This window comes from Pseudomonas sp. Y39-6 (genome assembly GCF_023651955.1).
GTDB lineage: Bacteria > Pseudomonadota > Gammaproteobacteria > Pseudomonadales > Pseudomonadaceae > Aquipseudomonas > Aquipseudomonas veronii.
Map to the genome: position 1 here is coordinate 5,433,536 of NZ_CP069594.1, position 13,522 is coordinate 5,447,057.

Here is a 13,522-nt window from a genome sequence, read left to right on the forward strand (position 1 = left end):
AGTGAGTGCTGATGCAGCCGACTATAAACCCAGACCTTTAAATATCTCAATATATAAATTTACATCCCATATAGTGAGAATACATATAAAAAAACCGGCGTCGGGACGCCGGTTTTCACCGGGTACTTGATCAGCCCTGGGCGAAATCCCGTAGCGCATCGCCCTCCATGCGGTAGCGCACCCACTCTTCCTGGGGCTGGGCGCCGATGGATTTGTAGAAGGCAATCGCCGGTTCGTTCCAATCCAGCACGCTCCATTCGAACCGCCCGCAACCGTTGTCGCAGGCGATCTTCGCCAGGTGGCGCAGCAACTTCTTGCCGGCCCCGCCGCCGCGTTGCTCGGGGTTGATGTAGAGGTCTTCGAGGTACAGGCAGTTGCTGCCCAGCCAGGTGGAATAGCTGAAAAAGAACACCGCGAAGCCGATGGGCAAACCGTCGCGCAGGCAGATCAGCCCATGGGCGGTGGCGCCTTCGCTGAACAGGCTGCGCTCGATATCCGCCACACTGGCGATCACTTCATGACGGGCTTTTTCAAACTCGGCAAGCTCGGTGATGAAAGTCAGGATCTGCGCAGCATCGCTGGGCACGGCGGGGCGAATCTCGATGGTCATGGGCGCGCCTTGGGCAAATTCAAAGGCCACATACTAAGACGGTTTGATGACAGATTGCAGTGCAATTTCGGGAGCGCCAGGCCACCTTACTCCGTTGCGGGCTAAAGCAAGCACCAGCAACCACAGAACAATCCGCCCTGACACGCATGGTAGAACGTGGCCATAACTCCAATGATTCCAAGGCGTGCTCATGAACTCCACACCTCCGGTGGGCGGAAAACTATTCGTCCTGTTTTGCCTGGCCAGCTTCCTGTTGTCCTTGTCCTACGGCTCGACGTTTCTGCTGTCGTTGCTGATTCACTCGCGCGGTGGGAATGAGCATGACGCCGGCAGTGTGATTTCCACGGCGATGCTCAGTACCTTCGTCGCGGTAGTGCTCTCCGGGCATTTGGCCGATGCAGTGGGCGCGGCACGGGCGATTGCGGGAATGGGCGTGTTGCTGGTGGTGGCCTGCCTCGGTTTTGCCCTGACGCCGGGGTTTGGCCAAGGCTTGATGCTGTTCGGGCTGGCCCTCGGCTTGGGTTGGGGGGTGTTCTACACGCTGGGCCCGATCATCGTGACCTTGCTGGTCGAGCCCAGGCAGCGGGCCAAGTACTTTGCGCTGCTGTCGGGCAGCATGTTGAGCGGGATCGGTTCCGGGCCCTTGCTCGGACGAGCCACCAGTGCGCTGGACCTGCCCCTGACGACCGCCTTCTATATCGCTGGGGCGGCCAGCCTCGTTGGGGTGCTGATGTTCTGGCGACTGGGCGCACAACTCAAGCACCATGCGAATGCGCCGACGTCGAGGATTTCCCTGGCCGCCAGCCGCCGGGTGCTGTCGTCCAGGGCGGCGTTCGCCATCCTCATGGTCGGCCTGGGCGGTTGCGTGTTTGGCGGGCTCTCATCGTTCCAGACCAGCTACGCGGCCGCGCATGGGTTGGATTATTCGCTGTTCTTCGCGGGGTTCCTGAGCGCCGCGATCACCAGCCGTCTGTTGATCGCCGGCTTCGTGGTCAAGCGTGATGCCTACCGGGCCGCCTGTGTGTTGTCCGGGATCATGCTCGGCTCGATTGCACTGTTTGCTTTTGGTGTGAGCGGTAACCTCAGCTACCTGCTGGCGGCTGCCACGCTGGGGGTGGGTTACGGCCTGACGTATTCGGTGATCAATGGGCTGGTCGCCCACGAAGCGCCGTCCGGCACGACGTCCCAGGCGTTGCTGCTGTTCAGCCTGGCGTATTTTGTCGGCGTCTTCGGGTTTCCCTGGCTGGCGGGCAGGATCATCGTCGACTACGGCCTGTCGACATTGATGATGGGCGTACTGGCCATCGCTGCACTGAACTGGATGATCACCGTGGCACGCCTGATAGCGCGCCAGCTCTCGGCGCACAAAACCTTACAGGTGTCCTGATACCGCTCGTCGGCATCCAGGCGCGATCATCGACAACGGCGCCGACCCGCACATCGATAGCCAGGCGAACACCGCTCAAAATGCGGGGGCTTATCCAGCGAGGAATGCGTCGACTTCCGCAGCGCCGGGAGCAGTCGCCGGCCCCCAGCGCGTCACCGCCAGGGCTGCCGCCGCATTGGCACGGCACGCCGCGTCGAGCGGTTTCAAACCGTTGGCCAAACCGGCGATGAACACGCCGGCGTGGGCATCTCCCGCGCCATTGCTGTCGACCGCCTGCACCTTGAAGCCGGGCACAGGCTCAAGCGCATTCGCCCGCCCGACCCAGCAACCGTTCGGCCCATCGCGCACCACCCGCAGTGTGTCGGCGGGCAGATACTGGTTGAGCTTGATCAGCGCCTCGGCCATATCCGCCGCGCCGGTGAACGCCAGGGCTTCCGGGCCGTTGCTGGTCCAGATATCGATACGCGGCAGCAGCGCGCGCATCAACGCCGAGTCGGGCGCCTGGACCAGCGGGCCCGGGTCGAACACCACCGTAATCGCCCGTGGCAGCGCCAGTAGCCAGTCGATCAGCGCCTGGGCCTTGCCGTCGAGAAGCAGGCTGTAGCCACTCACGTACACGTAGTCATCGGCACGTGGCGCGACGTTGGCCAAGTCCTCGGCGCTCAGCTCGCCCTCGGCGCCCAGATGGGAGATGAAGGTGCGCTCGCTGCTGGCTTCGGTCAGCGCCACGCACAGGCCGGTGTCCTTGCCGGCGCTGGCGGGCAGCGCGATGTCGATGCCTTCGGCGTGCATCGCCGCACGGGCCAGGTCGCCGAAACGGCCGCTGCCGTGGCGCCCCAGGTAGACCACCGGCAGCCCGTTGCGCCGCGCCGCCGCCATCACATTAAAACCGCCGCCGGCTTCGAAACGAGCCGATTGCGCCAGCACGTCGCCGCCGCTCGCCGGCAATTGATCGAGGGCCATGACCAGGTCGACGATGACCTGGCCGGTGTGCAGCAACCTAGGCATTGGCACGCTCGACCAATGCCGGACGCCGGTCAGCCGCGCCGCCGAGCAACGCATATATCCCGCCGGCCACCACGAAAGTCACGATCCAGCCCAGGCCGTTGTGGCCCAACCAGGAATCGGACAACGGCCCGGCGAACCAGATGTTGTCGGCGGTGGTGCCGATGGTAGTGAAACTGAACCCCAGCCCGATCGCCACGGCCCACGCCCCCAACGCGCGCCATTCCACGCCGCCGCGATACCAGTAGGCGCTGCTTGGGCTGACGTTCAGCAGGTCGTCGGGGCTGTAGTAATGACGGTGAATCAGGTCGACCACGAAGATCCCCACCCATGCGGTGATCGGCACCGCCAGCAACGAGATGAAGGTGATGAACGGGCCGTAGAAACTGTCGGCGATCAGCATGAAGTAGATGGAACCGGCGAAGATCGCCACGATATCGACGATCACCGCGTACACGCGCTTGACCTTCAAACCGAGGGTCAAGGTAGTGAGGCCGGCCGAATACACCGACAGGTTATTCGACAGCAACAGCCCGCCAAACGCGGTGATCAGGTACGGCACGGCCATCCAGGTGGGCAGCATGTCGCGGATCGCGACGATCGGGTCGGTCGCCGCCGCCAGGTCGTTGTTGCCCACCGACAGCAGGCCGCCGAGGGTGATCAGCAGCACCAGTGGAATGCCCGCGCCAAACGCGGCAGACGCCACCAGGCGCACGGCCGTGACGCTGCGGTGTTGGTAGCGCGACATGTCGGCGCCGGCGTTGGCCCAGCCGATCCCGGTGCCGGCGGCCATGGTGCCGATGCCGATGAGCATCGCGCTCAAGGGCGCCGGGGTGGCGTTGAACACTGCGCTCCAGTCGATGGTGGCGCAGAGGAAGCCGCCGACCAGGAGATTCAAGGCGCCGAACACGTAGGTCGCCCACTTCTGGATCACCAGCAAAGTCGCATGGCCCAGGCCGGAAACGGCCAGGGTCAGCAGTACGAAAATGGCGATGAACAGCAGCGTCAGCAGCGGCGCACTTTTCGCCGCAACCGGGGTGTGGAACAGCAGCGTACACAACGACAGCAGCACGAACGCAGCGGTGGTGGTGTTGACGGTCTCCCAACCGAGCCGCGACATCAGCGACACCAACGTCGGCCCGATATTGCCGCGCACGCCGAAGATGGCGCGAGACAGCGTCAGACTCGGCGCACGCCCGCGCCGCCCGGCGATCGAGATAATGCCCACCACCGCGAAGGAGCCGGCGGCACCGAGGATGGCGACGATGACCGCCTGCCAGATGGCCAGGCCGCGAAACGCAACCAGGGTGGCGCCCAACGGCAACCCCAGGATGCTGATGTTCGCGGCGAACCACACCCAGAACAGTTGCAGCGGATGGCCGTGGCACTCGCCTTCGGGGACCGGTTCGATGCCGCGCGTTTCCAAGCGCCCGGCGCCTGGGCCGGAAGTGGACGTACTCATGTGCGGGTGCTCCTGGTGCCAGTATTGTTAGGGTTGTGGCAAATTCGCAAATCGCAATGTTGACTCGGTCAGTGCGCGAGCGCGCTGGCCTGTAGCGCCTGGCGCAAGCTGAGCAGCCCTTCAACCAACGGCTGCAACGCCAGCCCGTTGACCCGCTGGACCTGTTCGATCATCGCCGCCGGCCAGCATTGCATCCCCAGGCACGCGCCCAGCATCGCGCCGAGGATCGCGGCGATGGTGTCGGTGTCGCCGCCCAGGCTGGCGGCCACGCACAAGGCCTCGAAGGCGTTCATCTCGCCCACCGCCACTTGCTGCGCGAGGGCGAACGAGACCACCACCGATTCCTGGGAAGCGACCGAGGTGCCAATCAATTCATAGAGCAAGTCGGCGAACAGCGCCTTGTCGCCACTGGCGACGCTCAAGGTCCGCGCCCAACCGATGCGCGTGGCAATACGGCCGCCGGCCACCCAGTGTCCATGGCGTTCGGCCTGCTGGGCGATCTGGCTGCCGATGTTCAGCGCTGCGCCCAGGTCCGCGCCGTTGATCCCGGCCGAGACCACTGCCGCCACTGCCGCGGCACTGGAGATGCCCAGGCTGGTGTTGTGGGTCACCTGGCACGCCTGGATCACCGCACGGATGAACGGCGCGGGGTCGCTGACATCGGCGGCAATCCCCACCGGCGCGATACGCATCGCCGCGCCGTTGGTGGTGCCGTAGCGCCCGGACTCTTCAGGCGTATGCCCAGCGAGGATCATGTCGATGGCGCGCTTGGTCGACGGGCCCAGCAGGTCCTGGGAGCCTTTGGCGCGCATTCGCGCTTCCCAGTCGATCAGGCGTCGCGCAAGTACGCTCGGCTCGATCGTGCCCTGGCCTTCCACCAGCAACTCGCCGACGAGGATCGCCTGCTCGGTGTCATCGGTGATGGAGCCGGCGGGCATGTTCGGTGCGATGGGTTGGTCGGCGTCGGCATCTTCCAGGCCGGTGATGGCACCGAAGCGCGCCCGGACCTGCTCGCGACTCAAAGACTGGGTGGGCATGCCCAGGGCATCGCCCAACGCCAGACCGTAGAAGGCGCCGAGGGCACGATTGTGCGCGCTCATTTCGTCGCGCCAAACTGCAAGTGCAGACGAAAATGCAGCGGGTCGAGCAGACTCTCCACGTATTCCATGAAGCGTTCGCGCCGGTCGTAAGTGGTGCGCGACGCCTTGAGAAACACCGTGCCCACCGGGCGCTCGAGCAGCTCGGCGTCTTCATCGGTCAGAGGCTCGGCGCCGATCCATTGATCGCCTTCGGCGCCGACGTAACCGTAGGCGGCCAGGGTGATGGTCAGGGAGTTGTCGATCAGCCCGACCCGGGGCAAGCCTTCCAGGCCTCCGGAGGCCGGCATCAGCGAGCGCTCCAAAGACACGGCGCGGCCATCGGCGGCGCGGCGGCGACGGTCGAGGGCGATGAATTGGTCGCTGCCGAAGCGGCTGAACAGGTCCGGGCGGGTCACGGCTTCGAAGCGCAGGATGTCGGTGCGGACCAGGGCGCCGGTGTCGGCCAGGGCCTGGGCCCAGCCATTGCGTTGGTCGAGCACCATGCCGTCATAGGTGACGATGGAGCCGACGCCGCCCTGGGTGGCGATGTAGTTGCGGCGCTTGAGCTCGGCCAGGGCTTCGCGCAGCGTGCCGCGACTGACCGCAAACTCTTCGGCCAGTTGATGCTCACCCGGCAGCAGGAAACCATCGGCCATCACCCCACCTTCGATACGGCGGATGAGTTCGTCGACGACGCGTTTTTTCTTATCGAATCGGACATGTCTAATCATGTACAAATTGATAACCGAAAGCAGCCGTTTGCAGCAAGCGAATTATTTCAGGGAGAGGAAAAAACCTTCTCAGGGCTCCAGGCCAATCGGGAAGAACGTCCCGCCGCTCCACACGCCGAGCCAGTTCTGACCGTCGATCGGACGGCTCACCGCCAGCTCGACCAATTGGTAGAACACATTGCGATGCACCAGGGCTTCGAGGTTGGCGCGCACGCGCAGATAGGGCGAAGGCTCCTCGGTGTCGGGGTCGATCACCACCCGCAGCGGGTGTTCAAGATCGGCCTCGACCTGCTCGTCGACTTGCGTGGTGAAGCGCAACCGCTGGCTTTCGCCCTGCCCTTCGACTTCCAGGGTGACCGCGACAAACGGCGCATCCTCGACGGTGATGCCGACCTTTTCCACGGGGGTGACCAGAAAGTACTCATCGCCATCGCGGCGGATGATGTTGGAGAACAACTTGACCATCGGCTTGCGCCCGATCGGCGTGCCCTGGTAATACCAGGTGCCGTCGCGGGCAATGTGCATGTCGATGTTGCCGCAGAAGTCCGGGTTCCACAGATGCACCGGCGCCGGTCCCTTACCCTTGGGCAGTTGGGCCAATAGATCATTGGCCTTGGCGGAATCGGTCATGGGCTTCTCCTCTGGCTTACTGATCGCTCATGCCCAGCAGGCCTCGGGCGTACTGCGCCAGCGGGCGGGCGATCAGATCTTGGGGCGTATTGTCGTGGAACGTCAGTAAACCGCCACGACTGCGAATCCGTGCAGTATCAATCAAATACTGGGTGCTGGTCTCGATCAACATGATCTGGATAACGCCGCTGTCCAGGCCGACACGGTCGAGGGCCTGCTGATCGGTCCACTCATCGGCGTTGCCGATGCGGTCATCCGCCTTGGCGAAGCGGCAGTACAGCAAGTAGTGAGCGCCGGCCGCACGGGCTTCGGCCATGGCTTGTTCGAGGCTTTCGGGCTGGCGGGCGCGGCGCACCATGGGGAAGTATTCGACGAAGCCGTTGAAGGCTTCTTCGGCGACCACGTTCGGGCGCGGATAGGCGCTGCCGGGCGGCACGAAGGCGCCCTGGGCGATGAAGACAAAGGAGTCCGGCTGCACGCGAATCGACGCGGAGCGCCGGGTGTCGCTGTGGTCCAGCAACCCGGCGTCGCTCATCTGATAACGGGTGCCTTCGGCCATATCGCTGACGGTCATGCAACCACTCAGCGTCAACGACGCCAGCAACAAAACCAGACTACGCATCCTAATCCTCCAGAAGCCGGTGACGGAAAACCGGCGAATGGGCATGAGATGCAGAATCCGCGCCATTTGGGGAGGGGGCTTGCTCCCGATTGCGGCGAGTCGGTCAGATTATCTGGGACTGACACATTGCAATCGGGGGCAAGCCCCCTCCCACACTGGATTGTGCGCAATCTTGAAAACCGGGTTAGCCGCCGATGATTTTCATGATGGTCGCACCACCGGAGAACGCCACTTCCTGTTTGTCGCCCAGGGCCTTCATCAGCAAGCCTTGCAAGGCCGGCAGCGCCTGGTGGCGCGGTTTATCCAGCAGGTCACCGACATAGTGACGATTGCTCGACGACAGGCAGCCATGCAACCAACCGGTGGACGACAGCCGCAACCGTGAACAGGTGCGGCAGAACGGCACGCTTTCGTTGGCGATCACCCCAAAGAAACCCTTGCCCGGCACTTCGTAGCGCACCGCCGTGGCGTCCACGGGAGCGTTGGCTTGCAGGTATTCGTGGTGTTCGCCGATCAGGCTCAGCAGTTGCTGAAGGCTGACGAATTGCTGCAGGAAGGCATTGGAGTCCTTGGCCAGGTGGCCCATTCGCATCAGTTCGATAAAGCGCAGCTCGTAGCCCCGTTCCAGGCAATAGTCGAGCAGCGGCATCACCTGATCGAGGTTCTGGCCGCGCAACGGCACCATATTCACCTTGATCTTGATCCCGGCCGCGCGCGCCTGATCCATGCCATCGAGCACCGTGGCCAGGTCGCCGCCACGGGCGATGCTGCGGAAGGCCTCGGCGTTCAGCGTGTCGAGGGACACGTTGATGCGCCGAATGCCGGCGTCCACCAGCAGCGGCAGTTTGCGCGCCAGCAGTTGGCCGTTGGTGGTCAGGCTGATCTCACTGAGGCCCATCCCGCCCACGGCGCCCATGAAGGCTTCCAGCTTGGGGCTGACCAACGGCTCACCACCGGTGATGCGCAGGCGCTCGATACCGGCGGCTTCGATCAGGTAAGCCACGCCACGGGCCATGGCCTCGGCCGAGAGTTCGTCCTGGGCAGCCACCAGCCGCTTGCCGTTAGGCACGCAATAGGTACACGCGTAATTGCAGGCTGAGGTCAGGCTGATCCGCAAATTGCGAAAACGCCTGCCTTGACGATCAACGATCATGGATCACTCCGGCAGAGGATAATTCAGACGCAGCAAAAGCTGACTCATAAATCAGCTTTTAGCAATAGCCTTACCTGAGTATATTCCTGGGTTACTGCACCTGGCAGCAAATCATTACGCGGCAGGCGTGCCAGCAGGTGCAGCGTCAACGGGTGGCAGCTCGCTGCTGTGCTTGCGCTTGTTGCCCATACGCACGCCGATGTCCATCAGGAACTGGAAGAAACCTTCCTGATCTTCCAATACATTGCTCCAGAACGGCGAGTGGTACAGCGCCACTGCGCCATGCACCAACGCCCAGGCGGCGCAGTAGTGGAAGTACGGCGGCACGTCTTCCAGCTTGCCTTCGCTGATGCGGCCCTTGATCAGCAGGGTCAGGCGTTCGAAGTTCGAGGCGCGGATCTTGTGCAACTCCTCGACCATTTCCGGCACCTGATGGCCCTTGACCACCTTCTCTTCCAGGCGGTCGAACAGGCGGTAGCGCTGCGGGTCACGCATGCGGAACTCGAAGTAGGCCCGCGACAGGGCTTCCTTGTCCTTGTCCACATCAGCCGAATGCAGCAGCTCGTTCAGGTCGCGCTCGTAGTCGAGCATCAGGCGCAGGTAGATCTCGGCCTTGGACTTGAAGTGCTTGTAGATGGTGCCTTTGCCGATACCTACGGCATCCGCGATCATCTCGACGGTAACGCTGTCTTCACCTTGTTCGAGGAACAACTTGAGGGCGGTGTCGAGAATTTCCTGCTCGCGGCGGCGAAACTCACGGACCTTACGGGGTTCTTTTTGCATGAGGAAAAGGTCTGCAGAGGTCGGTATAGGGAGGGTTGCGCAGGGCCAAGGAGACGTGGCAATACGATTTACCCGGTACGAGGGATTATCCCGACTGAACGTTCGTTGGGCAACGCTTATGTGAACCGCTCACACACATTACTTTCAGCATGCCGACGAATTCATGGCGTTCAGTCAGAAATAATACGTGACGTCTACGCCTGTACATCCGCTCAATGAGAACTCAAGCGAAGCGCGCGTATTCCAAATCTGTTTAAAAAACGACCAGACGCGACTGGACTGAATCGGATACTGATCAATACTTCAACTGTCGGCGCGACATCTCCCCCAAGTGAAGCGTCGACCTGGGTACCGACGGACTGCGTGCCCTTGTTTTACTCCTAATGGTCTTAACCCGGATTCCCCCCCCAGAACCCGGGTTTTTTTTGCCTCGGATTTGGTCGCGTCAACCCGCGACGTGCGCCAGCGGGAACAGGCGCTTGAAGTTCTCGGTGGTCTGTTCGGCAAAGCGTTCGTAGGATTCACCGCGTAGCATCGCCAGGTAATCCGCCACGTCACGCACATACTCCGGCAGGTTCGGCTTGCCGCGATGGGGAATCGGCGCCAGGTACGGCGAGTCGGTTTCCACCAGCAGCCGGTCGGCCGGCACTTGTCGCGCCACGTCACGCAGGGCGTCGGCATTGCGAAAGGTGACGATGCCCGACAGGGAAATGTAGAACCCCAGGTCGAGGGCCGCCTTGGCCATGTCCCAGTCTTCGGTGAAGCAATGCAGCACGCCGGCCTGGGGCAATGCGGCTTCGCGCAGCAGGCTCAGGGTGTCGGCGCGGGCGCCGCGGGTGTGGACGATGACCGGTTTGCCGGTCTGCTCGGCGGCGTGCAGGTGCAGGCGGAACGACGCTTGCTGCAATAGCGCGGCTTCGGGCTCGTAGTGATAGTCCAGGCCGGTTTCACCAATCGCCACCACCCGTGGGTGGTTGAGTTCGCCGAGCAACCAGTCGAGGGCCGGAGCTTCGCCAGGCTTGAGGTCCAGCGGGTGGATACCCACCGAGCAATCCACGTCCGCGTAGCGATCCGCGAGGGCTTTGACGTCGGCCGCATTGTCGGCGCTGACGCCGATGCACAGGAAGTGCCCGACCCCACGCTGGCGGGCCGCTTCCAGGGCGGCGTCGAGGGAACCGCCGTGTTGGGCGAGGTCGAGGCGATCAAGGTGGCAATGGGAATCTACGAGCATAGGAAATGACAACTTCAATCACGGGAAGGATCTGGTCGACGATACACCCGTCGGCCACGGAAATTAACGCCGGCCGAGCAAACCGACCCACTGCACCAGCAGCGCTTCGAGCAACAGCACGCGGTTGAGGTTGGCCTTGCCGAGGACCTTCTGGCGCTGGGCGAGAATCCAGTCCTGGATATTCAGCACCTTGTCCTGTGCGCTTTTCTGCGCGAGGTATTGCACGACCTTGCGCATGTCCGGCAGGCCCAGGCCATTTTCATCCTGGGTCAACTGGTAGCGCAGGATCAGGCTCGACCAGTCGCAGAACCAGTCGAACAGCAGCAGCAAGGGGATGTCCTTCCAGGCGGTTTCCGCCAACTGGGTGGCGGACAACTCCTGCTTGAGCAGCTTTTTCACCCCGTCCACCACCAGCGCGCGTTGCTCGCGCACGCCCTGGGCCTGCAGCTTCACGGCGGCCAGGGGGGAGCCGGCGGCCAGGGTCAGCAACTCGACGCGTTCGGCTTCGGAACAGTCCGGCAAAGCCTGTTCCAGCCATTGCAGGCTCATCGCCTCGCTGGGCAATGGGCACGCCTGCTGCACGCAACGGCTGCGAATGGTCGGCAACAAGCGGCTGGACTGGTGGCTGACCAGCAACAGCACGGTATCGCCGGAAGGTTCTTCGAGGCTTTTGAGCAAGGCGTTGGCCGCGTTGATGTTCATCGCCTCCACCGGCTCGATCAGTACGACCTTGCGCCCGCCCATCTGCGCGGTTTGCACCACGAAGCTGACGAGGTCACGCACCTGGTCGACCTTGATCGCCTTGTCCGCTTCCTCGGGTTCCAGCAGGTAGTTGTCCGGGTGGCTGCCGGCCTTGAGCAGCAGGCAAGACTTGCACACGCCGCAGGCTTCCAGGTTGACCGGACGTTGGCACAGCAGGCTGGCCATCAGGCGTTCGGCGAGTGCGCGCTTACCGATACCCGCCGGGCCGTGCAACAAGTAGGCATGAGCGTGCTGGGCACGCCCCGCCAGTTGCTGCCAGAGACTGTCCTGCCAAGGGTAGGCTTCAGCCACGGGCGCGCTCCAGCAATGTGGGTAGCAGCGCATCGATGGCCTGCTGCACCTGGGCCAGCGGCTGCGCGGCGTCCAACAGGTAGTAACGCGCCGGCTCGGCCTTGGCCCGGGCGAGGAATGCGCTGCGCACGGCGTTGAAAAACGCCTGGCCTTCCAGTTCGAAGCGGTCCAGGCGGCCACGCGCACTGGCACGGGCCAGGCCGACTTCCACCGGCAGGTCGAACACCAGGGTCAGGTCGGGGCGCAAATCGCCCTGGACGAAGGTCTCCAGGGTGGCGATGCGCGCCTGGGACAGGCCGCGGCCACCGCCTTGGTAGGCATAGGTGGAATCGGTGAAGCGGTCACAAATCACCACGGCGCCGCGGGCCAGCGCCGGGCGAATCACTTCGGCCAGGTGCTGGGCGCGTGCGGCGAACACCAGCAGCAGCTCGGTGTCCGGGTTCATCTGTTCTTCACCTGGGGCCAGCAGCACTTCACGGATGCGCTCGGCCAATGGCGTACCGCCGGGCTCGCGGGTCAGCACCACCTCGACGCCCGCAGCGCGCAAACGCTCGGCCAGGTAATCGCGGTTGGTGCTTTTGCCGGCGCCTTCCGGGCCTTCCAGGGTAATAAACAAGCCAGTCACAGGCAGTCCTTAGTCAGAGTCATTGCGGGCTTTGCGGTGCGGCGGCGTCCGGCGCAGGCTCGGCGGGTGCGTCGGGGGCATCGTTCGTCGGCGCGGGGTCTTCCAACGGCTTCACCTGCGGCGCCGGGCTGGAACGGTAATCGGCGCGACGCTTGAGCTGGAACTCACGCACCGCGGCATTATGTGCATCCAGGTCGTCCGAGAAAATATGACTGCCATCACCCCGGGCAACGAAATACAGGCTGCTGCCCGGCACCGGGTTCAGCGCCGCATGAATCGCCTCGCGGCCGACCATCGCGATGGGTGTCGGCGGGAGCCCGGCAACCATGTAGGTGTTGTAGGGGTTGGCTTCCTTGAGATGGGCACGCGTCAGCTTACCGTTGTAGCGCTCGCCCAGGCCGTAGATCACCGTCGGATCGGTCTGCAGCAGCATGCCGATCTTCATGCGACGCACGAATACCCCGGCGATCTGCCCGCGCTCCTCCGGCACACCGGTCTCTTTCTCCACCAGGGAGGCCATGATCAGCGCTTGGTAGGGGTCGGTGTACGGCGCGTCGGCGGCGCGTTTGCTCCACTCCTGGGCGAGCACGTCGTCCAGGCGGTTGTAGGCTTTCTTGAGGAACTCGACATCCGTCATGCCGCGCACAAAGCGATAGGTATCGGGGAAGAACCGCCCCTCGGGGAAAACCCCTGGGTGGCCGAGCTTGTCCATCACTTCGCTGTCACTCAGGCCGGCAAGGCTCTGCACGATCTTTTCATGCTTGGCCAGCGCCGAGCGCACTTGGCGGAAATTCCAGCCCTCCACCAGGGTCAGGCTGTATTGCACCACTTCGCCACGCTGCCACAGGCCGATCAAGCCTTGGGCGGTGAGGCCGGGAGTGAGGCGGTATTCGCCGCTGTGCAATGGCTGGCCTTCGAGGTTGAAGCGCCAGTACAGACGCAACCAGAAGGCGCCGTCGAGCACACCGTCGGCTTCCAGGCGATTGAAAGTGCCGGTCGGCGTGGCTCCGGCGGGGACGTCGAGCAGTTGCTCCTCGGTCAGGTGCAAGGGCTGCTTGAGGGCTGAGTCGAGCTTCCAGGCCGAAAACCCCAACAGCAACGCCGCCGCGAACAGACCGATCAGCAGCAGTAACAACAGTTTTCGTATCAAC

At 63.4% G+C, this 13,522-nt stretch carries 14 protein-coding genes; 1 reads left to right on the forward strand and 13 read right to left on the reverse strand.

The features are described from left to right. Positions 1 to 130: 130 nt before the first annotated feature. Positions 131 to 610 (reverse strand): GNAT family N-acetyltransferase, encoded by a 480-nt coding sequence (locus tag JN756_RS24625; RefSeq protein WP_057005494.1) that lies wholly within the window; start codon positions 608 to 610, stop codon positions 131 to 133. A gap of 190 nt (positions 611 to 800) precedes the next feature. Here JN756_RS24625 and JN756_RS24630 point away from each other — a divergent pair, with 190 nt between their 5' ends. Beyond that, positions 801 to 1,997 carry an MFS transporter gene (locus tag JN756_RS24630; RefSeq protein ID WP_057005495.1) on the forward strand — a complete coding sequence of 399 codons (1,197 nt, stop codon included), beginning with the start codon at positions 801 to 803 and terminating at the stop codon, positions 1,995 to 1,997. Positions 1,998 to 2,087: 90 nt separating this feature from the next. On the opposite strand, the gene JN756_RS24635 is transcribed toward JN756_RS24630, so the two are convergent. The 12 genes from JN756_RS24635 to mltG all read right to left on the reverse strand — a co-directional run bounded on the left by JN756_RS24635 (position 2,088) and on the right by mltG (position 13,521). Beyond that, positions 2,088 to 3,005, reverse strand: a complete 918-nt coding sequence (locus JN756_RS24635; RefSeq protein WP_201021449.1) for a PfkB family carbohydrate kinase — start codon at positions 3,003 to 3,005, stop codon at positions 2,088 to 2,090. Further along, positions 2,998 to 4,464 (reverse strand): purine-cytosine permease family protein, encoded by a 1,467-nt coding sequence (locus tag JN756_RS24640; RefSeq protein ID WP_201021450.1) that lies wholly within the window; start codon positions 4,462 to 4,464, stop codon positions 2,998 to 3,000. Before JN756_RS24640 ends, JN756_RS24635 begins: the two co-directional genes overlap by 8 nt. A gap of 68 nt (positions 4,465 to 4,532) precedes the next feature. Beyond that, positions 4,533 to 5,564, reverse strand: coding sequence for an ADP-ribosylglycohydrolase family protein (locus JN756_RS24645; RefSeq protein WP_046382377.1), 1,032 nt, complete (start codon positions 5,562 to 5,564; stop codon positions 4,533 to 4,535). Continuing rightward, the gene (locus JN756_RS24650) at positions 5,561 to 6,274 is read right to left on the reverse strand and encodes a GntR family transcriptional regulator (RefSeq protein ID WP_201021451.1); all 714 of its coding nucleotides are present in this window, start codon (positions 6,272 to 6,274) and stop codon (positions 5,561 to 5,563) included. Before JN756_RS24650 ends, JN756_RS24645 begins: the two co-directional genes overlap by 4 nt. A 69-nt stretch (positions 6,275 to 6,343) precedes the next feature. Continuing rightward, a complete protein-coding gene (locus tag JN756_RS24655) occupies positions 6,344 to 6,904 on the reverse strand; it encodes a DUF1285 domain-containing protein (protein WP_046489303.1) in 561 nt (186 codons plus the stop codon). A gap of 16 nt (positions 6,905 to 6,920) precedes the next feature. Beyond that, a complete protein-coding gene (locus JN756_RS24660; protein ID WP_046382374.1) occupies positions 6,921 to 7,526 on the reverse strand; it encodes a DUF4823 domain-containing protein in 606 nt (201 codons plus the stop codon). A gap of 184 nt (positions 7,527 to 7,710) precedes the next feature. Continuing rightward, on the reverse strand, positions 7,711 to 8,679 hold the full coding sequence (locus JN756_RS24665; RefSeq protein WP_046382373.1) for a GTP 3',8-cyclase MoaA: 969 nt from the start codon (positions 8,677 to 8,679) through the stop codon (positions 7,711 to 7,713). A gap of 114 nt (positions 8,680 to 8,793) precedes the next feature. Further along, the gene (locus tag JN756_RS24670; RefSeq protein WP_046382372.1) at positions 8,794 to 9,462 is read right to left on the reverse strand and encodes a TetR/AcrR family transcriptional regulator; all 669 of its coding nucleotides are present in this window, start codon (positions 9,460 to 9,462) and stop codon (positions 8,794 to 8,796) included. 445 nt (positions 9,463 to 9,907) lie between these two features. Continuing rightward, entirely contained in the window at positions 9,908 to 10,693 is a 786-nt protein-coding gene (locus JN756_RS24675; RefSeq protein ID WP_046382371.1) for a TatD family hydrolase, read from the reverse strand. A 63-nt stretch (positions 10,694 to 10,756) separates the two neighbouring features. Beyond that, a complete protein-coding gene (locus tag JN756_RS24680; protein ID WP_046489299.1) occupies positions 10,757 to 11,746 on the reverse strand; it encodes a DNA polymerase III subunit delta' in 990 nt (329 codons plus the stop codon). Continuing rightward, positions 11,739 to 12,371 carry a dTMP kinase gene (gene tmk / locus JN756_RS24685; RefSeq protein WP_046382369.1) on the reverse strand — a complete coding sequence of 211 codons (633 nt, stop codon included), beginning with the start codon at positions 12,369 to 12,371 and terminating at the stop codon, positions 11,739 to 11,741. The genes JN756_RS24680 and tmk overlap by 8 nt, the downstream gene beginning before the upstream one ends. 19 nt (positions 12,372 to 12,390) lie before the next feature. After that, on the reverse strand, positions 12,391 to 13,521 hold the full coding sequence (gene mltG, locus JN756_RS24690; protein ID WP_046382368.1) for an endolytic transglycosylase MltG: 1,131 nt from the start codon (positions 13,519 to 13,521) through the stop codon (positions 12,391 to 12,393). Position 13,522 lies beyond the last annotated feature (1 nt).

Coding starts and splice junctions, on each gene's coding strand:
- JN756_RS24625 (WP_057005494.1), bottom strand. CDS start 610: ATGACCATCGAGATTCGCCCCGCCGTGCCCAGCGATGCTGCGCAGATC.
- JN756_RS24630 (WP_057005495.1), top strand. CDS start 801: ATGAACTCCACACCTCCGGTGGGCGGAAAACTATTCGTCCTGTTTTGC.
- JN756_RS24635 (WP_201021449.1), bottom strand. CDS start 3,005: ATGCCTAGGTTGCTGCACACCGGCCAGGTCATCGTCGACCTGGTCATG.
- JN756_RS24640 (WP_201021450.1), bottom strand. CDS start 4,464: ATGAGTACGTCCACTTCCGGCCCAGGCGCCGGGCGCTTGGAAACGCGC.
- JN756_RS24645 (WP_046382377.1), bottom strand. CDS start 5,564: ATGAGCGCGCACAATCGTGCCCTCGGCGCCTTCTACGGTCTGGCGTTG.
- JN756_RS24650 (WP_201021451.1), bottom strand. CDS start 6,274: ATGATTAGACATGTCCGATTCGATAAGAAAAAACGCGTCGTCGACGAA.
- JN756_RS24655 (WP_046489303.1), bottom strand. CDS start 6,904: ATGACCGATTCCGCCAAGGCCAATGATCTATTGGCCCAACTGCCCAAG.
- JN756_RS24660 (WP_046382374.1), bottom strand. CDS start 7,526: ATGCGTAGTCTGGTTTTGTTGCTGGCGTCGTTGACGCTGAGTGGTTGC.
- JN756_RS24665 (WP_046382373.1), bottom strand. CDS start 8,679: ATGATCGTTGATCGTCAAGGCAGGCGTTTTCGCAATTTGCGGATCAGC.
- JN756_RS24670 (WP_046382372.1), bottom strand. CDS start 9,462: ATGCAAAAAGAACCCCGTAAGGTCCGTGAGTTTCGCCGCCGCGAGCAG.
- JN756_RS24675 (WP_046382371.1), bottom strand. CDS start 10,693: ATGCTCGTAGATTCCCATTGCCACCTTGATCGCCTCGACCTCGCCCAA.